General features: G+C 43.5%; 22 protein-coding genes. 11 read left to right on the forward strand and 11 right to left on the reverse strand.

Features of this window, described 5'->3' with window-relative positions; genetic code table 11:
- Positions 1-197 precede the first annotated feature (197 nt).
- Positions 198-1,109: a LysR family transcriptional regulator gene (locus tag CSV74_RS10055; protein WP_099691537.1), complete on the reverse strand. Its 912-nt coding sequence runs from the start codon at positions 1,107-1,109 to the stop codon at positions 198-200.
- A gap of 112 nt (positions 1,110-1,221) precedes the next feature.
- On the opposite strand from CSV74_RS10055, the gene hutG reads away from it, so the two are divergent.
- The 4 genes from hutG (at position 1,222) to CSV74_RS10075 (ending at position 6,171) form a co-directional block, all read left to right on the forward strand.
- Positions 1,222-2,181 (forward strand): formimidoylglutamase, encoded by a 960-nt coding sequence (gene hutG, locus CSV74_RS10060; RefSeq protein WP_099691538.1) that lies wholly within the window; start codon positions 1,222-1,224, stop codon positions 2,179-2,181.
- Entirely contained in the window at positions 2,178-3,368 is a 1,191-nt protein-coding gene (gene gltS / locus CSV74_RS10065; RefSeq protein WP_099671858.1) for a sodium/glutamate symporter, read from the forward strand. Before hutG ends, gltS begins: the two co-directional genes overlap by 4 nt.
- A gap of 618 nt (positions 3,369-3,986) precedes the next feature.
- A complete protein-coding gene (gene pepT, locus CSV74_RS10070; RefSeq protein WP_099691539.1) occupies positions 3,987-5,213 on the forward strand; it encodes a peptidase T in 1,227 nt (408 codons plus the stop codon).
- A gap of 4 nt (positions 5,214-5,217) precedes the next feature.
- Complete coding sequence (locus CSV74_RS10075) at positions 5,218-6,171, forward strand: DMT family transporter (RefSeq protein ID WP_099691540.1); 954 nt, start codon at positions 5,218-5,220, stop codon at positions 6,169-6,171.
- 49 nt (positions 6,172-6,220) lie between these two features.
- On the opposite strand, the gene CSV74_RS10080 is transcribed toward CSV74_RS10075, so the two are convergent.
- The 4 genes from CSV74_RS10080 to CSV74_RS10095 form a co-directional block, all read right to left on the reverse strand.
- Positions 6,221-7,114: a DMT family transporter gene (locus CSV74_RS10080; protein ID WP_099691605.1), complete on the reverse strand. Its 894-nt coding sequence runs from the start codon at positions 7,112-7,114 to the stop codon at positions 6,221-6,223.
- A 693-nt stretch (positions 7,115-7,807) separates the two neighbouring features.
- Positions 7,808-8,878 carry an ABC transporter substrate-binding protein gene (locus CSV74_RS10085; protein WP_099691606.1) on the reverse strand — a complete coding sequence of 357 codons (1,071 nt, stop codon included), beginning with the start codon at positions 8,876-8,878 and terminating at the stop codon, positions 7,808-7,810.
- Positions 8,879-8,910: 32 nt separating this feature from the next.
- Complete coding sequence (locus CSV74_RS10090) at positions 8,911-9,690, reverse strand: ABC transporter ATP-binding protein (protein ID WP_029053964.1); 780 nt, start codon at positions 9,688-9,690, stop codon at positions 8,911-8,913.
- 5 nt (positions 9,691-9,695) lie between these two features.
- Positions 9,696-10,514, reverse strand: a complete 819-nt coding sequence (locus CSV74_RS10095) for an ABC transporter permease (protein WP_051210536.1) — start codon at positions 10,512-10,514, stop codon at positions 9,696-9,698.
- A gap of 107 nt (positions 10,515-10,621) precedes the next feature.
- Between CSV74_RS10095 and CSV74_RS10100 the strand changes: the two genes are divergently transcribed.
- Positions 10,622-11,329 (forward strand): hypothetical protein, encoded by a 708-nt coding sequence (locus tag CSV74_RS10100; RefSeq protein WP_099691541.1) that lies wholly within the window; start codon positions 10,622-10,624, stop codon positions 11,327-11,329.
- A 37-nt stretch (positions 11,330-11,366) separates the two neighbouring features.
- Here CSV74_RS10100 and CSV74_RS10105 read toward each other — a convergent pair whose 3' ends face one another.
- Both CSV74_RS10105 and CSV74_RS10110 read right to left on the reverse strand, forming a co-directional pair.
- Positions 11,367-11,645, reverse strand: coding sequence for a hypothetical protein (locus tag CSV74_RS10105; protein WP_099691542.1), 279 nt, complete (start codon positions 11,643-11,645; stop codon positions 11,367-11,369).
- A 98-nt stretch (positions 11,646-11,743) separates the two neighbouring features.
- Positions 11,744-12,823 carry an AI-2E family transporter gene (locus CSV74_RS10110; RefSeq protein WP_099691543.1) on the reverse strand — a complete coding sequence of 360 codons (1,080 nt, stop codon included), beginning with the start codon at positions 12,821-12,823 and terminating at the stop codon, positions 11,744-11,746.
- Positions 12,824-13,078: 255 nt separating this feature from the next.
- Between CSV74_RS10110 and CSV74_RS10115 the strand changes: the two genes are divergently transcribed.
- Entirely contained in the window at positions 13,079-14,728 is a 1,650-nt protein-coding gene (locus tag CSV74_RS10115; RefSeq protein WP_099691544.1) for an SLC13 family permease, read from the forward strand.
- A 44-nt stretch (positions 14,729-14,772) separates the two neighbouring features.
- On the opposite strand, the gene CSV74_RS10120 is transcribed toward CSV74_RS10115, so the two are convergent.
- Positions 14,773-15,972: an MFS transporter gene (locus CSV74_RS10120; protein WP_099691545.1), complete on the reverse strand. Its 1,200-nt coding sequence runs from the start codon at positions 15,970-15,972 to the stop codon at positions 14,773-14,775.
- A gap of 145 nt (positions 15,973-16,117) precedes the next feature.
- Here CSV74_RS10120 and CSV74_RS17020 point away from each other — a divergent pair, with 145 nt between their 5' ends.
- Both CSV74_RS17020 and CSV74_RS10125 read left to right on the forward strand, forming a co-directional pair.
- A complete protein-coding gene (locus CSV74_RS17020) occupies positions 16,118-16,240 on the forward strand; it encodes a hypothetical protein (protein WP_255397532.1) in 123 nt (40 codons plus the stop codon).
- Positions 16,241-16,413: 173 nt separating this feature from the next.
- On the forward strand, positions 16,414-16,623 hold the full coding sequence (locus CSV74_RS10125) for a CsbD family protein (RefSeq protein WP_099691546.1): 210 nt from the start codon (positions 16,414-16,416) through the stop codon (positions 16,621-16,623).
- 97 nt (positions 16,624-16,720) lie between these two features.
- On the opposite strand, the gene CSV74_RS10130 is transcribed toward CSV74_RS10125, so the two are convergent.
- On the reverse strand, positions 16,721-17,194 hold the full coding sequence (locus tag CSV74_RS10130) for a YflT domain-containing protein (protein ID WP_158231786.1): 474 nt from the start codon (positions 17,192-17,194) through the stop codon (positions 16,721-16,723).
- A 151-nt stretch (positions 17,195-17,345) separates the two neighbouring features.
- Between CSV74_RS10130 and CSV74_RS10135 the strand changes: the two genes are divergently transcribed.
- The 3 genes from CSV74_RS10135 (at position 17,346) to CSV74_RS10145 (ending at position 18,974) form a co-directional block, all read left to right on the forward strand.
- A complete protein-coding gene (locus CSV74_RS10135; protein WP_029053973.1) occupies positions 17,346-17,651 on the forward strand; it encodes a DUF3243 domain-containing protein in 306 nt (101 codons plus the stop codon).
- A 16-nt stretch (positions 17,652-17,667) separates the two neighbouring features.
- Positions 17,668-17,907, forward strand: coding sequence for a hypothetical protein (locus tag CSV74_RS10140; RefSeq protein ID WP_099691548.1), 240 nt, complete (start codon positions 17,668-17,670; stop codon positions 17,905-17,907).
- A 155-nt stretch (positions 17,908-18,062) separates the two neighbouring features.
- Positions 18,063-18,974 (forward strand): EamA family transporter, encoded by a 912-nt coding sequence (locus tag CSV74_RS10145; protein WP_369823708.1) that lies wholly within the window; start codon positions 18,063-18,065, stop codon positions 18,972-18,974.
- 32 nt (positions 18,975-19,006) lie between these two features.
- Here CSV74_RS10145 and CSV74_RS10150 read toward each other — a convergent pair whose 3' ends face one another.
- Positions 19,007-19,570, reverse strand: a complete 564-nt coding sequence (locus CSV74_RS10150; protein WP_099691550.1) for a hypothetical protein — start codon at positions 19,568-19,570, stop codon at positions 19,007-19,009.
- Entirely contained in the window at positions 19,563-20,450 is an 888-nt protein-coding gene (locus CSV74_RS10155) for a hypothetical protein (RefSeq protein ID WP_099691551.1), read from the reverse strand. Before CSV74_RS10155 ends, CSV74_RS10150 begins: the two co-directional genes overlap by 8 nt.
- Between the last annotated feature and the right edge of the window lie 3 nt (positions 20,451-20,453).

Below are 20,453 nucleotides of genomic sequence, written 5' to 3' on the forward strand. Positions count from 1 at the left end.
ACGTCGCGCAAACCCACGCTACTGCAGATAAAAATCTTAATACCGTACCCATTTTTCAAAATCAAATGATCACCCATCACTCCACCCCACTGTTGCAAGCGGTAAATAAGCTTCTATACTAGTGTCCCAATAGCAAATGACGAGGCCATAAAAGCAGTCGTAATGACAACTAAAATACCGAATAAAAACTTATTCATTTAGTTCTCCCCTTCTTTCCACTTTACAGAAGAGTCACGCTGCATTTGTATACTATCGATCAACACCTCAATAGCTGGTGGCATATAACGTTTTTTCAAATAAGTGAGATACACTGTGCGTGTCAACGTCTTTGAATTTGTTGTTTTTATGACAATAGTTGGATCGGACCTATGCGCAAAATATTTTTGTGGAATAATCGAAATTCCAATATTCTCCCGTACCAACTCCACAATCGTTTCAAAACGCTCTACTTCATAACATACATTCATTCGCACGCCTTCTTCAGCAAACGCAGCAAAAATATCCTGTCTTGTTTGCAATCCAACACTCGTGACAATGAATGCCTCATCTTCTAGATCGGCTAGCGTAATAGAATCCTTGCCTGCCAAACGATGTTCTGGATGCATGACAACTGCTAATTGCTCTTGGTATAAAGGAATCGTGACGATATCCGAAGCCTCTATAAATTGATTGGTTAAACAGACATGGACAGCGTATTGACGGAGCGCTCGTTCAACATCTCCGCGGCCTAACACCTCTATTAACTTCACATGCATCGATGGAAACTCTTGGCGGTATGCAAGTAGTATAGAAGGAAGCCAATTTTTCACCGATTCAATCATACCGATCTGCACACTTCCGCTGCCTGTCCACTTCACTTCTTTAATTTCTTGCTGTAAAATATCTGTCTCATGGAGAATCTGCAATGCACGTTCATAAATCACGCTACCCGATTCCGTCAATTGGACACGCTTGGTCGTTCGTTCAAGCAACTGAAATCCTACTTCAAATTCCAAGTTCTTGATTGCTTTACTGAGCGAAGGCTGTGAAAGATGAAGTTTTTTGGCCGCTTCAGAAAAACTGGACTGCTGGACCACCATGACAAAATACTGCAATTGCTTGAATTCCATTCATCTCACCTCCACTTATAGTCTGTATGCATGAATATATGAAAAACATGTATTAGAATTAATAAGTACAAACCAGTATAGTAAGAATATCACGTTGGAAAGGGTGAGTATATTGTTAATCCCATCAAATGAAAAATACTGGTCAGGTCGTACCGATAGCGAGACCGACAGAGCTGCATTCCGAACGCATCAAATCATTCAATTTTCCGAAATAAAAGAAAGCGCTACCAATAAAACTTGTACCCTCATCGGATTTTCTTCCGAAGAAGGTGTACGTCGAAATAATGGCAGACTCGGTGCTGCAGAAGGACCGAATGCATTACGTAATGAACTAGCGAAACTACCTTGGCGCTTGCCCGCTGACTGTCAGCTATTTGATGTAGGTACTGTCGTATGTGAGGACGGTCAGCTAGAACAAGCGCAAGCTGAATTAGGCGCAGTCGTTCAAAAGAGCCTTCTCTATCACACGAAACCCGTTATTTTAGGCGGCGGACATGAAACCGCTTACGGTCATTATACTGGAGTTCGAGACTTCCTTGGCCCTGACGCAAAACTTGGTGTCATAAATATTGATGCCCACTTCGATTTGCGCGGCTACGATGAACAACCTTCTTCGGGCACGATGTTCAAGCAGATGCTCGATGCTGATCCGAATGTTGACTACCTCGTGCTAGGTATACAAGAATTTGGCAACACGGACGCATTATTCGCAGAAGCCGATGCAAAAGGCGTGACATATGTCACGGAACAAGAGATTACGACAAGTCTTTTAGACGATACATTACAAAAAATACAGTTATTCATTGATAAACAGGACGCTATTTTGTTAACATTGTGCTCGGATGTCCTGAATTCTGCGTATGCTCCAGGTGTAAGTGCGCCGTCACCCTTCGGATTGGATCCGTTGATTGTCCGCTCTTTCATTCAGACTGTTGCATCACATAAGAAAACCCTTTCATTTGACATTTCCGAAATAAATCCGTCACTTGATCATCATAATCAAACGGTTAAGCTGGGGGCCTATCTTACAAATGAAGCAATCTTTGCATTGCTGGGAGGTCGAATCACATGACAATTGAGCTAAATCAAATCTCTACGCTGTTTTTAGCGTTAGCTCTCCTAACACTGGGTACGATGTTAGTCCGTAAAGTCGGCTTTCTCCAGAAATTCTGTATTCCTGCCCCTGTTGTCGGCGGTTTACTATTCGCGTTTTTAGCGACTATTTTGAAGTACTTCAATTTACTAAGTTTTACATTGGACACATCATTGCAAAATTTATTTATGCTGACATTTTTCACAACAGTCGGTCTTGGTGCTAGTTTTCGTCTGATCCGTCTAGGCGGAAAATTATTGATGATCTACTGGGCAGCTTGTGGCTTCTTAGCACTGGCTCAAAACGCCATAGGTGTCTCCATGTCCTACATATTCGGCCTGCATCCGTTGATCGGTATGATGGCTGGCGCTGTCTCCATGGAGGGCGGGCACGGTGGTGCAACTGCTTACGGGGAAACGTTAGAAAGTCTCGGGATTGATTCTGCACTATCTATTGGTATTGCGGCGGCTACTTTTGGACTCGTAGCAGGCGGTCTAATCGGTGGCCCTATCGTTAAATACTTGATCAATAAATATGATTTAAAGTCTACGGAAGTCGAGCATGAAGAAGCCTATTCCGTGGAATCATTGGAAAAACCAATCAACACCGATAACTTCCTGACACAGACGTTATTAATTACACTTTGTATCGCAGGCGGTACGTTTATCGGTGATCTGTTCTCTAGTGCTACTGGTTTCGTCATGCCAGGTTACGTAGGTGCAATGTTCGTTGCAGTTATCGTTCGAAACATTGTGGACCGCGTGAAGGAAGATGCGGTTCATATGACGAGCATCAACTTGATTGGCGACGTATCACTTGGTATTTTCTTGTCGATGGCGTTAATGAGCATCAAGCTATGGGAAGTCGCAGATTTGGCGCTTCCATTGTTGCTGATCGTCTTTGTACAAGTGATCTTCGTCGCGTTGTTTGCAATCTTCATCCTGTTCCGCTTGCTCGGTAAGGATTACGATGCAGCGGTCATGATCGCTGGTTTCGCAGGCCATAGTCTGGGTGCGACGCCAAACGCGATGGCGAACATGGCAGCCGTTACAGGACGCTACGGCCCGTCACGCAAAGCCTTCCTGATCGTCCCTATCGTAGGCGCCTTCCTCATAGACGTCGTCTCGATGCCGATCATCATCACTACGATTAATATATTTAATTGATAGTCGTAAATTAAACGCTTTAAAAATGTAAGCTAATTAGTGAGTGCGTGGGGATTGAAGCTCCAGTTGGGGGACGCTTTCCCATGGGCTCGGCTTGAGCCGCTTCCTGCGCTTCGCTTCGTCCAGGGTCTCAAGGCTCTCGCTGATCCATCGGGAGTCGCCCCCAACTTCCGCTTCAATCCTACTTACCGAGTGGGGGTACTTATATTGCTCATTGTAGGTAGTGTGTGAATTATTGTTGTGTTTCAACTTATTTAAGTTCAAGGACAGATCAAGTTCTAGATCAAAACTAATTACAAGGCTAGTTTTAGTGCACAACAGTAAGTGTCAACTACTTGCTATGCAAGGGGTTGGCGCGTAGGAGGGGCGACTCCCAGAGGATCAGCTCGACAGGTGAGACAACCAAAAGGGAGCTCGCGACCTGGTTGGCTCACCGCGAGCCCTCAGGAAAAAGCGTCCCCTCCGTAGCGCCAATCCCAACACCAACACCAATAAACCCTACACCATTTCCCAAGAACCGAAACTCTCGGTTCTTTTTTTTATTCATTTTAAGCGAAATATTCACACACCTCTGTTAAAATGAAAACATTATTTCGTATCTTGAGAGGAGCCTGCTATTTGAAAGAAGAACTGATTGAACGACTCATCCGCTATGCTAAAATCGACACACAATCCGACGCTGCTTCGGTCACGACACCGTCCACCGCAAAACAATGGGACCTGCTGCGTGTGCTCGAAAAAGAAATGGCCGACATCGGTCTCGAAGAAATTTCGGTGGACGAAAACGGCTACCTATTCGGCACATTACCGGCTAACACCGACAAACAACTGCCAACAGTCGGCTTCCTAGCACACGTCGACACAGCGACTGACTACACGGGTACAAACGTCACCCCAAAGCGCATTGACAGCTATGACGGTAAAGACATTTCATTGAATGAAACAACCCTCATGAGCGTACAAGCTTTTCCTGAGCTCAACAACTACATTGGCCACACGTTAATTACGACGGACGGGACAACTTTACTTGGTGCTGATGATAAAGCCGGGATCGCGGAAATCATGACAGCTATGCATTATTTAATTGAGCACCCCGAAATCAAACACGGCAAAGTACGTGTCGGCTTTACACCTGACGAAGAAATCGGACGTGGCCCTCATAAGTTTGACGTAGAACGATTCGGTGCAGATTTCGCCTATACAATGGATGGTGGACCGCTTGGAGAACTTCAGTATGAAAGCTTCAATGCTGCGGGCGCAGAAGTAACGTTTAATGGAACGAATGTGCATCCGGGAACTGCAAAAGATAAAATGGTCAACTCCCTATTGATCGCGGCAGAGTTCCATCAAGCCATGCCGGAACATGATATCCCGCAGGAAACAGAGAACTATGAAGGCTTTATTCATTTAATGGAAGCATATGGTTCTGTAGAAAAAACTACCTATCAATATATTATTCGTGACTTTGACAAGAATTCTTTTGAAGCTCGCAAACAACTCTTACAAGATACCGCTACACGCCTACAAGAGAGGCATGGTGAACATGCAGTGGAGCTGATAGTAACGGATCAGTACTTCAATATGGGCGAAAAGATTAAGCCTGTCATGGGAATCGTCGACGTAATGGCAGACGTCTACCGTAGTCTCGATATCGAACCGAAAATCGCACCGATTCGTGGTGGTACAGATGGTTCACAACTTTCCTATATGGGTATGCCAACGCCAAACATCTTCACGGGCGGTGAAAATTACCACGGTAAATACGAATTTATTTCAGCAGACAATATGGTGAAAGCTACACAAGTCATTATCGAAGCGCTGAAGCTCCAAGAACAGCGAGGTTAAGTGTATGAAGGCAATTGGAATTGGCATATTATCCGCCCTCTTTTTTGCGGTTACTTTTGTGCTAAACCGATCGATGGAACTTGATGGTGGCAGCTGGATGTGGAGTGCATCATTGCGTTATTTCTTCATGGTGCCCTTCCTAGTGGTCATCGTAGCCATGCGCGGCGGCTTGCCTGGCGTAAAACGAGAGATGACTGCGGCACCTTGGCCCTTTTTCATCTGGAGTTTCGTAGCTTTCGTCCTGTTTTATGGTCCGCTGACGTTTTCAGCCGGCTATAGTCCGGGATGGCTCGTTGCGGGAACATGGCAGATGACAATCGTCGCTGGCGTGTTGCTAGCACCCTTCTTCACGTTCCAAGCCAAGACGGAGACTGGCGAAACACGCACGATCCGTCACCGCATTCCTACAGCATCATTGGTCATTTCACTGGTCATCTTAGTTGGTGTTGTGCTAATCCAGATTCCACATGCAGGAAGCGTATCGACGAAAACGATTCTCCTGGGTACCTTGCCGCTTGTCATTGCTGCATTCTCCTACCCGCTCGGCAATCGAAAAATGATGAATCTACTAGGTGGACGGCTCGATATGTTCCAGCGTGTACTGGCAATGACACTGATGACGATACCTATTTGGTTACTGCTAGCGGTCTATGCAGCGGCAACTGTCGGCTTGCCTTCTATGAGCCAAGTCGTGCAGTCATTAATTGTCTCAGTCAGTTCAGGTGTGATCGCTACTTCATTATTCTTCATGGCGACGGATATGGTGCAACATGATCAAGGGAAACTGGCGGCTGTCGAGGCTACGCAGTCCGTTGAATTAATTTTCGCCATGCTTGGTGAGATGCTATTGCTTAGCTTGCCATTACCGGGCGCTCTTTCGTTAGTCGGCGTGCTGGTAATTATCGGAGGCATGTCGTTGCATAGTTATCAAACTTCATTGGTCGCAAAGAAAACATAGAAAAGAGTTGTCCAAAAGTCAGTTAATGACTTGTCGGGCAACCCTTTTTTCAAATTTCATGCTCTTTTACTTGTGAGGGGATACGTTTTTTCAACAGTTGAGGTCTGACCTCTGATAATAAAATCGCTATAAAGATAATAAGTGCGCCTAGGAACATGCGGAACGTCAATAATTCATAGGCAAGGGCTACAGAGAAAATCATGCCCCAAACGGATTCCGTCGATAATATAATGGCCGCTTTTGTTTCTGACAAGTGTTTCTGTCCAACTGTCTGCATCAAGAATGCCAGAGTCGTAGAGAATACAGCTAAGTACAGCACCGAGCTTATACCCTTTGGTTCCATGGAAAATGACGTTTCGCCCATTCCGATAACAGTCACGCAACTGATTACGGCGGCGATAGCCATTTGCAATAGCGTTAGCAAAATAGCGTCTTCTGTTCGGACAAATCGTGCCGTGTAAAAAATATGAAACGCAAACATTACAGCACAACCGAGCGTCAGCATATCGCCAATGTTAATCGTGGTAGACCACTGCAACGATAAAACCGCCACTCCAATCAATGCCAGTACTGCACCAAACAATTCAAATGCATCCAGCTTCCGTTTATATAAAATGAATGCGATAAACGGGACCATCACTACATTCACACCGGTTAAAAACGCATTCTTCGAAGGTGTCGTAAACTGCAAGCCTACCGTCTGCAAAGCAAATGCCGCATACAGCAAAACACCAAGCAACGCACCTTTCCACAAAACCGACTTGTCCACCTGGAGTAGACGTTTATGGAAAACGACACTCAGTAGCAGCGCTCCTATTGTAAAACGTACGGCTAAAATTTGATACGGCGTGTAATATTCCAAAGCGAGAGCGCTCATCACAAAGCCGCTCCCCCAGATGATGGCGGTGATCGTCAACCCAATCTCACCTATGTATTTCCTCATGTCATTCACCATACTTCCACTAGTCAGTCCTATTATTCTAGCATGTTTTTTGTCAGATAATAGCTGAATTCATAAAGAAGTCCGACTTTTGCTAATAAAAACACGTCTTTGTGTGATTAAATTCTAATGATGATTGCTGTGTAAGTAGGCTAGTATCCACGAGGGGATTAAAGAACCAGCTAGGCACGCTTTCCGGAGGGCGTGACTCACTCCATGCGTTCTATAAAAGTGTACGCTTCTAACACTTCTCTTCCACTCGTAAAAGCCGTCCTTCGCTACGACTCTCGCTGGTCCACTCGGAGTCGTCCCAGCTTCTGCTTCAATCCTACGTTGTTAGCGGGGTTCTATAAGTCACACACTGTAGTGTGCTAATTATTGTTAAATCTAAACTTGTTTAAATCCAAGTTCAAATTCCTGTGAATACTGATTACAATCCACATTCAATGCACAACGGAAAGTGGCATCTACTCAGTTTTCAAGGGATTGGCGTGTAGGAGGGGCGACTCCCAGAGGATCAGCCCGACAGGCGAGACAACTAAGAGAGCGCAGCGAACATTTGGCTCGCCGCAGGCCTTCAGGAACGCGTCCCCTCCGAAGCGCCAATCCCTACCCCAACAGCCTTTCCACAGCAAAAAAAGAAGCCATCACCAGAAGTCACAAACATCATGACTTCTAGGACAACTCCACCAACTATCAATCTTCGTATAACCCAATCTCTTTAATCGCACGCTCGACAAGCGACGGATCAACAGACTTATCGAAGTCGATCTCACCACGTATCGCCCCGTTCGCTTTGTACATCTCATACTGCTTCTTAATATCGTCGATAAACATCTTGCCGTTCGGATCAAGTCCTGTCACGAACACTCTCTCCCATAACTCGGGATCTTTCAACGCCGTATGTTTCACCATGATGTCTATAATCTCTTCTTTACCTTGATCTTTAAAGAACGCATCGTTATAGTCACGCACCCCTTTTAGATAGGCTGCCATGAAGCGTAACGACAAATCTTCATTCGCCATGAACTGCGGTGAAGCCAACACCATGGCGATCTGTGATTCAGGCGCATAATCAGTCGCGTCTCCGAAACGTACATGAAAACCTTTACTGATACCCTGCGCGATAAGCGGTTCGATATTCAATGCCGCATCAACCGTTCCTGAATCAATCGCTCCAAGCATCGCACCGAAGTCCGCGATATGCACATACTCCACATCGTCTTCAGTCAAACCGGCATGCTTCAGCATCTCTTCATAGATATACCCATCAATAGAGTTGCGCGACGATACCGCGATTTTCTTTCCTTTAAAGTCGCTGTACTCCTTGATTTCATCCACCATATGATTGCCGATGACGAAACTGAAATAGGACTTGCCGGGCATATTATGGCCTTTATCCGCGATAATCCGTACGTCAATTCCTTGAGCGATTGCGTTAAAGAATGATGCAGTGGAAACGCCACCTGCGATATCCACTTCGCCAGCGGCTAGTGCAGGCAACATATCATCGCTGTTTGCAAAGTCCGCAAAATCTACACGTATATTGTAGTCATCAAAATAGCCCTTTTCTTTCGCAATATAGAAACCAGCTCCAGAAGCAGCACCATCTTCTGCTATAAATACCGTCGCTTGTTTTTCAAGCGGTGCCAAATCACCTGACGCCGGCTTGCCGTCATTCGTTACGGGCTTCGCAACTTCTTTCGAAGAACATGCCCCCATCATCAATACGACCGATAGTAGGCTGAACAACCCTGCCTTCTTCATCCATTTCCCCACATCATCTCTCCTTTTATCACTTATTCTCTTGATTTCAGTACTTCCTCTTGTAAGTGACGCCATATATCGATGAATTTTGCCGCCATTTCTGGATCTTTCCGGACATCCTCCATCTTTCTCGGCCTCGGCTTATCAATAATGATTTCTTCAATAATTTTACCGGGTTGGGCTCCCATCAATAGAATCCGATCACTAAGCAACAATGCCTCATCGATACTATGTGTAATGAACAACACGGTCTTCTTCGTCTCTGCCCAAATGCTCAATAACTCTTCTTGTAATATAAAGCGGTTCTGTTCATCGAGCGCACCAAACGGTTCATCCATCAGTAAAATCTCGGGATCATTCGCAAAAGCCCTCGCAATACTCACGCGCTGCTTCATTCCGCCAGACAATTCCTTTGGGTATAGTGAAGCAAACCGTTCTAACCCCGTCTTCTTCAAGTAAAAGTCCGTTCGTTCAGTAATGAATGCTTTCGGTAAGTTGCGCATCTTCAACCCAAAGGCTACATTTTCACGTACCGTCAGCCACGGTATGACACCACGTTCCTGAAATACCATCGATTGCAACGGCCGGTCGTTTGTTTCTGTCGCAATCGTAAAACTACCGACGCTCGGCTGTTCCAGTCCAGCCAGAATACGTAACAGCGTCGTCTTGCCACATCCGCTCGGCCCAACGAGACAAACGAATTCTCCTTCATCTACCGTTAGGGAAATATCTTCGAGCGCAATGACACTGCCCTGTTTCTTATAAAAAGCTTTCATTAGCCCATCCACCGTAATCTTCGGCTTCCCCTCCATTTCATTCACCTCCATGGCAATAATTTATTTTGAAGCGCACGCAAAATAAGCGAGAATAAATAACCGAAAAAGGAGATGAGTATTAATCCCACATACATTTCGGGCAATAAGAAGGCTTTATAGGACGTCCATATCAAATAACCAATCCCAGAAGTCGCTCCCATCATCTCTGCCGCCACAATCGTCAATAGCGCAATCGCCTGCCCCATCTGGATCCCCTCGAGCATGACGGGAAGTGCTCCAGGAAGAGCAATTTTAAAGAAGAAATTCCATTGGTTCGTTTGATAGTTATTGGCAACATCCAAATAAATTTTATCGATATTCAATACACCTGCCGCCGTATTAATGACAACTGGGAAAAACACACTTCCCGCAATCGTCACGACCTTCGACAAATCTCCAATTCCGAATAAAATAATGATGATCGGCAATAATGCCAACGTCGGAATCGGCATAAGCGCCATGACAATCGGTTGAACGAAATGTCGGATTGGAGAATATAATCCCATCAATAAACCGACAATGATACCTGGAATGACACCTGCTAAAAATCCGATGAAAATCCGATACAATGAGACACCAACATGTTTCGCCATCACGCCGCTCATAACCATGTCATAAAAGGTTTGCACAATCGTACTGGGCGGCGGGAAAAAGCGAATATCCAAGATACCTGTTCTCGACATCACTTCCCATAGCACCAGCAGGAATAACGGTGACACAATCGTCAGCAATTGCTTGCCGTGATCTTTACGTTGCCGCAACTTCCATTCCCTTTGCTCCACCTCAAATGATTCATTGCGAGCCAATTCTGAAGTCTTCACTCTTCACCACCTCTTCACTGCCTATTGTATGTAAAGGCCTAGTAAACTGGTTGGGCAGGCGTCATGTTCGGGTTGTTTCCGCAAAGTAGTTTGATTATACTGAAGTTATGACTACACTTACACCAGACCAAATTAGAGAATTGAATAGTTACAGTGTCTACCTGGAACAGCCTACACATCCCGTATTCACACTAGCGGACGTATTGGATTCCTCAAAAGTACAGAGTATCGTCCAAGTCGCCCAGACTGTCAGCCAAAGTCCGAATGAAGTCGTCGCAACTTCGTTCTTCGTACGTCGACTCGGTATGTTTTTTGCCATGCAGCTTTATAATTTAGCTGCATACGACGAAATGTGGAACGGATTGGCGGAAGATCTACAGTTCGGTGCACGAGAGGAGTTCGGCAATAAAACGATTAGCATATTTGTAGATAGCGCAGATTGGGAAATGATTGATGACGAAGACCGGCAAGCACATATTAAACGGGTGCTGGACGATGCACATGCAGTGATTACATCGTTGCGTAGCGTGGTGCCCATATCGCCTCTTACCTTATGGGAGAATATCTTCGGCTTCTGGCTCTGGCAATATCATGTACTATTGTCTGACCCAGGATCGGAAATGGAAGCAAGAGAAGATTTAGAGATGCTAAAAAACGATACCACATGGATGGATATCGCTGATCACTCACGTTTAGCAAGCTATTTAAACGGTTCCGAACCATCCGCTTTATTGAATACGACCGTTCGCAAAACGTGCTGTTTCTCTAAAGATGTACCCGGATTGATGCGTTGCGGTTTTTGTCCATTACCGTGAAAAAACAGGCTTTCGCTTACTACGCGAAGGCCTGTTTTTAACGTTTGCGATAAGCATAATAGGATTGCTGTGTCGAATAGATAACCCCCATTGCCGCACCACTATAAAAAAATCCCATGAATATTCCGGCAGACAAGTTCTTTGGATGACTGATGAATATAGATATTGCGAGCGCAACTACTGTGGCCACTGTTGAAAGCCAACTAGGAGGCAATTTAAAAAGCCATTTGGCAATCAATACGACGGCCAAAACAACTGGAACACCCCATATGGCATCCCATACATTGGTGTGAATAACCGGAAATTCCGTCAGCATTTGCTAACACCCTTTCATTTCCATTAGGATGTGCAGTTTTGCTTTATTCATCCATCATAAAATCTCCTAGTCACAAAACTAGGAGATCGGTTCTATCGCTATACATTCTTCGTGGCGGCTTCACTAATTTCAATTCGCATTTCATAGATATTCTGCACAATCACTTTACCGACTGCATAGGCAGGCACAGCTACCAAGATTCCAAGGAACCCTGCAAGACTTCCGGCTACTAATAATACCGTAATGATCGTAAGAGGATGGATATCGAGTGATTTCCCCATAACGTTCGGTGTAATTAGATTGCTATCGATTTGCTGCGCAACTAGCGTAACGACTCCGACCCAAATAACTAATTTAGGTTCCTGTAAATAGGCAATGATTAAAGCTGGAGCCACCGCAATCCACGGTCCGATAAATGGAATGATATTCATGAATAAAGCGAGAATTGCTAGTAGTAAAGCGTACTGAAGTCCGATGATGGAGTAACCAATCAAAATAATTACCGCTAAAATAGCACTAATTAATAATTGGCCTTGAATATAAGAACGTAAAACTTGGTCAATATCTTCCAACGTCTTCTTTACCCAAATACGACGCTTACCGGAGAACACATTGTAAATTCTCGGAGCAAATTTTTCGTGATCCTTCAACATAAATAAGAAGAAGAACGGTACAAGTAACAGTAACGCTACGGCTTGGACGAATGACTGTACAAATTGTACAAACCATTTACCGAATGTCACAGCAAACTTTTGAATTGATTCGACTGCTGAATTCATGGATTCTTGCAATCCTTCCGGTAAATTGTCCATTTGATTAATCGCTTGATCTTGCAGTTGCTCGAGCTGATGGGTGAGAGCTGGCCCATTGTCCACCAAATTATTCACTTGTTTCGTCACCATCGGTCCAATGATTGCGACTAAAATCCAAATAACGGCTACAAGTATGAGCATGATCGTTATAATACTTCCCCATCTAGGCATATTTTTCTTTTCCAAGTATTGCTGGATAGGTACCGTTATGTAATAAAGCAGTCCACCAAAGATTAATGGCATGATAATCGTTTGTAAAATAACTCCAACCGGTCTAAAAATATAATTTACTTCTAAAAAGTATTTCGTGATTAACAATGCCAGCAATATACCGACACCTACCTGAAACCACACCTTTTTCGTCAAATGCTCACTTCCCTTCTAGTTTAATTTATATAGTTAGCTTTATTATACGCGGTTGAATCACCCGTGTCGAAAATTAAATTCGCCCTTTGCTATACAATAACCCTTGATTTCTACACTGTATTGTAACAATAATTGTCTAACTATGCGAAAAAGTCTTAATTCCTCTTGTCCTAGTCGTATTTAGTCGGTAAAATGGTTCTGTCTTGGAAAGATTGCAACTCTTCAAGAAATACATCGTAGAAACGAAGGGATCATATGTTACAACAGACTTGGAATCGTCTTTGGTCGCTACATGATCAAGTGAAAGATGTCTTCCGATTGTTTACTGCACCTAATACTTCTGAAATGGTAAAAGGCGGACAAGGTGGTAAAAAGATTGGCGTGAATCACGAAGGAGGAGGTAGAGACTCCCGCAGTTATTCAGCTACACAGCTCATTGGATTGGTACTGGGTCCTTTACTCTTTTCCCTAATTCTACTGTTCTTCAAACCTGCTGATTTATCTGCAGCCGGTATCGCTATTTTAGCCAGTACCGTATGGATTGCGGTGTGGTGGATTACGGAAGCTATTCCTATTCCAGTCGCTTCCTTGCTACCACTCGTACTATTTCCGATGACAGGCGGACTGGAAATGAAAGATACAGCGTCTTCCTATGGAGATGAAACGATCTTCTTATTTATGGGTGGATTTATGATCGCGCTCGCGCTTGAAAAATGGAATTTGCATCGACGAATTGCATTGACAATTATTTCTGCCATCGGAACAAATATGGACAAAATTGTTCTTGGTTTCATGGTAGCTACCGGATTTTTGTCTATGTGGATATCTAACACCGCAACAGCGATGATGATGGTGCCAATTGGTTTGGCGATCATTACACAAGTATCTGTTGCCTTAAAAGACGATACATCTATCGACACATCAAAAGAAAACTTCGGTTTTGGTAAAGCATTGATGCTCGGTATTGCCTACTCTGCTTCATTAGGTGGGGTTGCGACATTGATTGGTACCCCGCCGAATACATTGCTTGCAGGAGCTATTAATAAAATTTATGGTATCGAGTTATCATTTGGTAAATGGATGTTATTCGGTGTGCCCTTCGCGTGGGTATTTATCTTACTAACTTGGTGGTACTTAGTGAAGATCATCTATAAATCACCGGTCAAAACATTACCCGGTGGACGTGAAGTCATCGATAATGAAAAGAAACTGCTTGGACGCCCATCAATTGAAGAGATTCTGGTCTTCATCGTCTTCGCTCTAGCTGCCTTTTCATGGATTACACGTTCGTTCTTCCTATCGAAATTTATTGACGGCTTAAGTGACGGTGTCATAGCCATTGTGTTTGCGATGATTTTGTTCATCATCCCGTCTGTAAATAAAAAAGGTGACCACTTACTGGATTGGAATACGGCAGTGAAATTGCCTTGGGGTATCTTACTTCTATTTGGCGGTGGACTGGCGATCGCAGCCGGTTTTGTCAGCAGTGGCCTATCTGAATGGATTGGCGCTCAGCTGATTGGGTTGAAAGGTGTTCCACTTATTCTCATTATTTTAATCGTTGCAACATTGGTCATTTTCTTGACGGAAATCACATCCAATACAGCAACAGCTTCCATGATGTATCCAATCATGGCTTCGTTGGCACTCGCACTCGGTTTCCATCCGTACGCATTAATGATTGCAGCAGGTGTAGCAGCTTCTTGTGCGTTCATGCTGCCAGTTGCCACCCCACCGAACGCGGTCGTTTTCGGATCTGGTTATCTGCGGATTCCTGATATGGCGAAAGCCGGCTTCGCACTCAATATAGTCGGAGTCGTACTAGTAACACTTTGTATTTACTTCTTACTTCCATTATTATGGGGCATTGATTTACAAACCATTCCAGAAGTATTTAAAGACTAAAACAAACCAGGTGACGGGACTCATTCCCGCATCTGGTTTTTCATTTACTGTGCTTTACTCAACACTCTACGTCGTAATCGGATCAGTAGTACATAGATTACAGGCACAACCGCCGAAAACATAGCGAGACCCGTCCACCCTGCATACTGCCAGAGCGGCGTTACTAGCGTACTTCCTGCCGCCATACCGATATAATAAGAAACGAGGTACAAGCTTGATGCACTTCCTTTATGATGCGTTGCTTCTTTACTTACAGAAGCGGCAGTTAAAGAATGGGCAGAGAAAAAGCCAAGACAAATCACGCAATAACCAATAATAATTAGCGGTAATGTAGTTGGAATGGTAAGAAGACAGCCGACCGCCAGCAGAATAACACCTATCAAACGAATAGGATTCATACCTACTTTACTGGCAATAGAGCCGGCAAGCGGTGCACCAATAATTCCAAATGCATACGCGAAATAGATATAGGAAACTTCATCAAGCGTCATCGAAAATGGTGCATCCGTCAAATGGAAAGGCAGAAACGTCCACATACCTGTAAAGCTCAGCTGTAGTACAATACCAAGTCCAAAGACAATTAGCAAAGCTGGATTCTTTAAATGTACGCCGAAACCTTCCATATCTTTCTTCATTGACTCCACACTCGGCTCGAAGTGAGTGGATTTCGGCAAAACAACTAGTAAGAAGATAAATACGACCACACCTATGACCGTCAGAAGTTGAAGTGATAGCTCCCATGACCAGCGTTCCGCTAAATAGCCCGTTACAAAACGACCGAGCATCCCACCTGTGCCGTTAAATGAAATATATAGCGCAGTCGCCACGCTTACTACCCGCTCATTGATCTCTTCATTGATATAAGCGAGAGCGGCAGCCAATACGCCAGCCATTGCGAAGCCCTGTATAAAACGTAGCACAAGGATGACAGTAAAAGAATGCGTCATAAACATAGGAATAAATAATAGCGCCGTTACTAATACGGAGATTTTCACAAAAATGGATCTGCCCAGCCGGTCTGAGTAAAACCCGAGTATCACCAATCCACAAATTAGACCTACTGTATTGACGGACATAGCTAAACTGGCAGTGGATACGGAGACATTGAATTGCTTTGTTAAAATAGGTAGCAAAGGTTGTAGAGCATACATCGCGGCAAATATTAGCACTGAAGCAATGCCTAGCCCGATGACAATACGCCAAAATCGAAGCTCGCGAATCGTTGATTTTGCTTGTGAATTCATAATGACACTTCCAGTCGATAAAATGTGAATAATGAAATTATATCACTACACTAAAAGTTTAACAGGAATTAGTAGACAACATATTGAAATCATATGTATATTATCTGTATAAAGAGCCATCCTACCATTTGGAGGTGTTAGACAAATGAACAAAATGGCGATGACAGCTGTCGGACTTGGTGCACTTTACCTCATGCGAAATAAGCAGTCACGGGAAAAACTTATGGAGCAAATTAGTAACCTTTCAGGAATGAACAGTAATCCGTAATGCCAATCATTTGCATACACCCGAAAAACCGGAGCCTCCAGAAGGTTTCCGGTTTTTCATTCTCTTTATAAATTTATGTTGTAGCCTTTCAAGATTTCGCGACAATAATTTGGATGTTTTCTCTTTTAAAAATGGGGTATTTATATACTAACAAACGAAACGGAGGAGATAGTATGAGTAACAAAGACCATGGTACAGAAGATAAATTAAAAGGGATTGGCAACAAAATTAAAGGTAGCGTAAAAGATACCTTAGGCGATATCACTGATAACACTAAGATGCAAGCTGAAGGTAAATGGGACAAAGCAAAAGGCGCTACACAAGAGAAAATCGGTGAAACAAAAGAACATTTCAGTGATGACGAAGCACACCCTGAAAAATAATACGTAGGATAACAAGTCTGCTGCTCAATCAGCAGACTTGTTTTATAGTTACTATAAAAAAGAAGGATCTTCCATTACGATGGGAGATCCTTCTTTTTCACAATTGATCTGTACCTATTCGCGGACTATTAGGAATAGGGTTAGTCCCTTCTTCATTCGAACTCCCATCCAGGTTTTCACCACTGTCTGTTTGTTGTCGGGCACTATCATGTTGATCTACAGACTGCGCTCGTTCTTCATCTGTTAATTGATCAACAAACAAAGCGATACCACCTTCTTTTAAATCATTGTAGAAGGTTTTGGATTCTTGTTTCGTAAAACCCATTTTAATAAAGATCGTCAACATTTCATCTTTACTGTTGAACAGACGACGCGTATGATCCCAAAGCGATCCTTCTTGAATACCAATTACCTCAATTTCAGAATCACTTTCCAAAACTTTCAGGTCATCCCGCACATTTGAAACTGCAGACATATGATGTTTTTTAAATCCCTTAGCTTCAAGTTCAGTTATTTTATATAGGACATTATCTACGGAATGAAACGTGCCCTCATACTGTTTATCAGCCATCATTGCACCTCCCTTTCACTATGCTATACTTCTACCCACTGAAGATCATATTCACACATGATTCAAAATACTTTACACATTTCTTCCTCTGCATAGTTCTTCACTTCTTGTACAAGCTATTTGTATCACAATGAAAAGGAGTGGTTAATTAGTGGAAATAAAAAAGAAGCTGGAATCTGAAGTTTCAAATATGGGCGATGAAAAGAAAGATCAGATTTTGCAGAACTTCAATCATTTTAAAGGCTATCTAGCCGATAAAGTGGAAAAAGGTGAAAGCCTTGGATTGAGTGATGAACAATTGGCGAAGACAACTGAATTTATTGCCAATTATTTATCACGTCATGAAGAACCTCGAAACCGCGAGCAATATTTATTGCAAGAACTTTGGGATTCAGGTTCTAAAGAAGAGCAGCACTCGTTGGCACATATGCTCCTAAAAATGGTTCGTCAAGCATAATAGGAGGCGATAAGACGTGGCTTCAACAAAAAACCCGAGTCCTAAATATCATCCGAATACGTATCGTCTGATTCAGACACATCCTGAAAATCTACAGACTAATACAGTTAGTTTGTTCGATTTGCACGAAGATATGCAAACGGTCGACTCCATTTCTTTACCTGATCAGCGAAAAGATCTTATGAAAGAAAAAATCAACCACTCCCCTCGTTTAAGTGGCGGTAGCTTGTCGAACGACTACGGCGCCCCGCACTGATTTACCGATAAAAGCCGTACAGTGAAAACTTCATTGTACGGCTTTCCCCTGTTTATTTGCAGTAGCTGTCGATATTTCCCGGGAAATGCAGAAAGTATTATGCAGTCCAAAAAATCATTTCCATGATATACTATGTTCCGATGGAAATGGAGGTTATGCGGATGAAACTATGGATGTATCCGCTGCTCGTTGTGTTGGGAGCTGCAAGTTATGGTATTTTATCAACGATTATTAAATTGGCGATACAGGATGGCTTCACCGCTTCAGAAGCAGTGACAAGCCAATATTATACAGGATTTCTATTAGCACTTATTATTTTTATCCTAGTCAAACGCGGCGTACCGACACTCCGTGGAAGTTTCCCAGTATTAATTGCAGGACTATTTACAGCAATTACTGGAACGGTATATGGGAAAGCAGTTGAATATATGCCCGCTTCATTGGCGGTCGTATTGCTCTTTCAATTTACATGGATTGGAATGCTTTATGAATGTATAGGAGCCAAGCGTTTGCCCAAACAGTCTGAAGTGGTGTCGCTTGTATTTCTATTCGGCGGAACCATTTTAGCCGCCGGATTGATTGACGTCGATGTAAGCGTGATTCCATGGCAAGGTTGGGCGTGGGGACTTGCTGCAGCCTTTAGTTTCGCGGCATTCGTTACAGCGAATCAGAAGCCAGTGCCCGGTATGGATGTAGTGACACGGCTTTTCTTAATGTCATTTTACGCGGCAATCGTCATTACATTTTTCCAATCCCCTGAAATTATATGGAATGGAATGTTGGGTGAGGGATTGTGGATGTATGGTGCCATATTAGGTGTGTTCGGCATCGTTCTGCCCATTTTCTTGTTTTCAATCGGAGTACCGAAAGTCGGAGCAGGCATGTCTTCTATTTTAAGTGCTGTCGAGTTGCCCGTGGCGATTATCGCTTCGATGCTGTTGCTTGGCGAAAGGTTAACTTTATTGCAGTTTCTTGGCATTTTCCTAGTTTTATTCGGGATGACTTGGCCCGCTATATTGCAACGTTTTGCAGTGAAGACTAGATTGCGATTAAGACGGTTGGAGTAAATGGAAATATGAATAAAACAAACGAGACTCCACTAATCCAGTGAAGTCTCGTTTGTTGTATATTCCGACCAATCCCCTCTACGCAAGGAAGCGATAAGGAACAGTAGCATGATATCCATTGCAACAACTGCGAAACTGACAATGATGAAGAATGTTGAAAACGCATGATCTCCAAAATTTAGCGAGAACGCAGTCATCAGCATCATCAGGAAGTGAATACTCATGTACCAGACATAAGCCATGTGTACGCGGTTATGCAAATGTGCTTTGCCGGGTTCTTGAATCCTCGATTTCCACGTGCCAAATAAGTAGTAGACAACGATTACTTTCCATATGAATAAAGTTTCGGCATATAGGGTCCAGCCGATATCACGAACTTCGGATAGATCCACGAAAACTCCTGGTACCGAAATCAGCACTCCGATGAATGCGGTGAGTTTCACTTTTTTCGCTACCGGATAATGTTCAGCAAGAAGTCGCGCCCCCGAATAAATCAAATAATAACCAATCGGTGCTGCCAGAATGTCGATCCCTATTTGCAGCCGAAAGAAAACGAAGAGGTAGCCCCAGAAGAATAATCTACACGCTTTATTCATGGTTATCTACCTCCGTCCGATCATCGATAACTTGTTGTATAGATTCCTTCGTCATATACGGATAGAAATGTAGATGACCAACTTGCCCGACGAACACTTCACCGGCTTCCGTTGTACCATTTAAATCAATCTTCACGTCTAGTAATGCATGTAGAGAAGGATCAGCGTAACTTTTCACTGTCAACCAGTCACCCATTTTCAAATACAAAGGAAACTTCATCTTACGTATATCGGTGCCTTTTGTTTTACTCCACTCATCACTTTCCAATACAGTCTTTAATTGCTCTGTTTCTGCACTATCTGCACTCTGCAATTTAATGTGGAATTTCCCTTGTAAAGTATCATCGAATACCGTGGTAAGCGATTCTATCGTCAATGCTTCTCGTGCGGCTAGTCGGGCTTCAGAATATTCTCCTACCGATCCTGATTTAAAAGAGAACGGATCCAACTGTTCATTCTGACGTTGGAACAGAATCTGTCCTATTGGATAAATCGTCGTATCATGGCCGGAGAAGTGTACAACCATTTCATTGAATCTCACGGTTTCTCCAAGTGTCACAAATGCTTCGGGATGGAACTGGATATTCACCCTCTTTAGTGAATATCTACCGAATTGCTCTACTTCTTCTACTCCCTCATTCTCCCCGAAACGATCTGGAGTTCCTCGAATATTACCAAGCTCTACAAGTTGAATAAAAGATGTATCTTCTTTATTCGTAATGAAGTAAAACGGGATATACTGTTCATTCTCCAAGTTCACATCAAGATAATGATTCAAGAAGACAGGGTGATCCAGCTTATGCTGCTCTGCGTACATATAATTACCAACCCAGATCAATACGATGGTCAGCATAATCGCCCAAAACGGTTTAATCTTCAACCG

The sequence above is a fragment of the Sporosarcina sp. P19 genome (assembly GCF_002743165.1).
Lineage (GTDB): Bacteria > Bacillota > Bacilli > Bacillales_A > Planococcaceae > Sporosarcina > Sporosarcina ureae.

Excerpts from the sequence above, each read along its gene's own strand:
- CSV74_RS10055 (WP_099691537.1), bottom strand. The coding sequence starts at position 1,109 with ATGGAATTCAAGCAATTGCAGTATTTTGTCATGGTGGTCCAGCAGTCC.
- gltS (WP_099671858.1), top strand. The coding sequence starts at position 2,178 with ATGACAATTGAGCTAAATCAAATCTCTACGCTGTTTTTAGCGTTAGCT.
- CSV74_RS10075 (WP_099691540.1), top strand. The coding sequence starts at position 5,218 with ATGAAGGCAATTGGAATTGGCATATTATCCGCCCTCTTTTTTGCGGTT.
- CSV74_RS10080 (WP_099691605.1), bottom strand. The coding sequence starts at position 7,114 with ATGAGGAAATACATAGGTGAGATTGGGTTGACGATCACCGCCATCATC.
- CSV74_RS10085 (WP_099691606.1), bottom strand. The coding sequence starts at position 8,878 with ATGAAGAAGGCAGGGTTGTTCAGCCTACTATCGGTCGTATTGATGATG.
- CSV74_RS10090 (WP_029053964.1), bottom strand. The coding sequence starts at position 9,690 with ATGGAGGGGAAGCCGAAGATTACGGTGGATGGGCTAATGAAAGCTTTT.
- CSV74_RS10100 (WP_099691541.1), top strand. The coding sequence starts at position 10,622 with ATGACTACACTTACACCAGACCAAATTAGAGAATTGAATAGTTACAGT.
- CSV74_RS10105 (WP_099691542.1), bottom strand. The coding sequence starts at position 11,645 with ATGCTGACGGAATTTCCGGTTATTCACACCAATGTATGGGATGCCATA.
- CSV74_RS10115 (WP_099691544.1), top strand. The coding sequence starts at position 13,079 with ATGTTACAACAGACTTGGAATCGTCTTTGGTCGCTACATGATCAAGTG.
- CSV74_RS10120 (WP_099691545.1), bottom strand. The coding sequence starts at position 15,972 with ATGAATTCACAAGCAAAATCAACGATTCGCGAGCTTCGATTTTGGCGT.
- CSV74_RS17020 (WP_255397532.1), top strand. The coding sequence starts at position 16,118 with ATGAACAAAATGGCGATGACAGCTGTCGGACTTGGTGCACTTTACCTC.
- CSV74_RS10125 (WP_099691546.1), top strand. The coding sequence starts at position 16,414 with ATGAGTAACAAAGACCATGGTACAGAAGATAAATTAAAAGGGATTGGC.
- CSV74_RS10130 (WP_158231786.1), bottom strand. The coding sequence starts at position 17,194 with ATGGCTGATAAACAGTATGAGGGCACGTTTCATTCCGTAGATAATGTC.
- CSV74_RS10145 (WP_369823708.1), top strand. The coding sequence starts at position 18,063 with ATGCGGATGAAACTATGGATGTATCCGCTGCTCGTTGTGTTGGGAGCT.
- CSV74_RS10150 (WP_099691550.1), bottom strand. The coding sequence starts at position 19,570 with ATGAATAAAGCGTGTAGATTATTCTTCTGGGGCTACCTCTTCGTTTTC.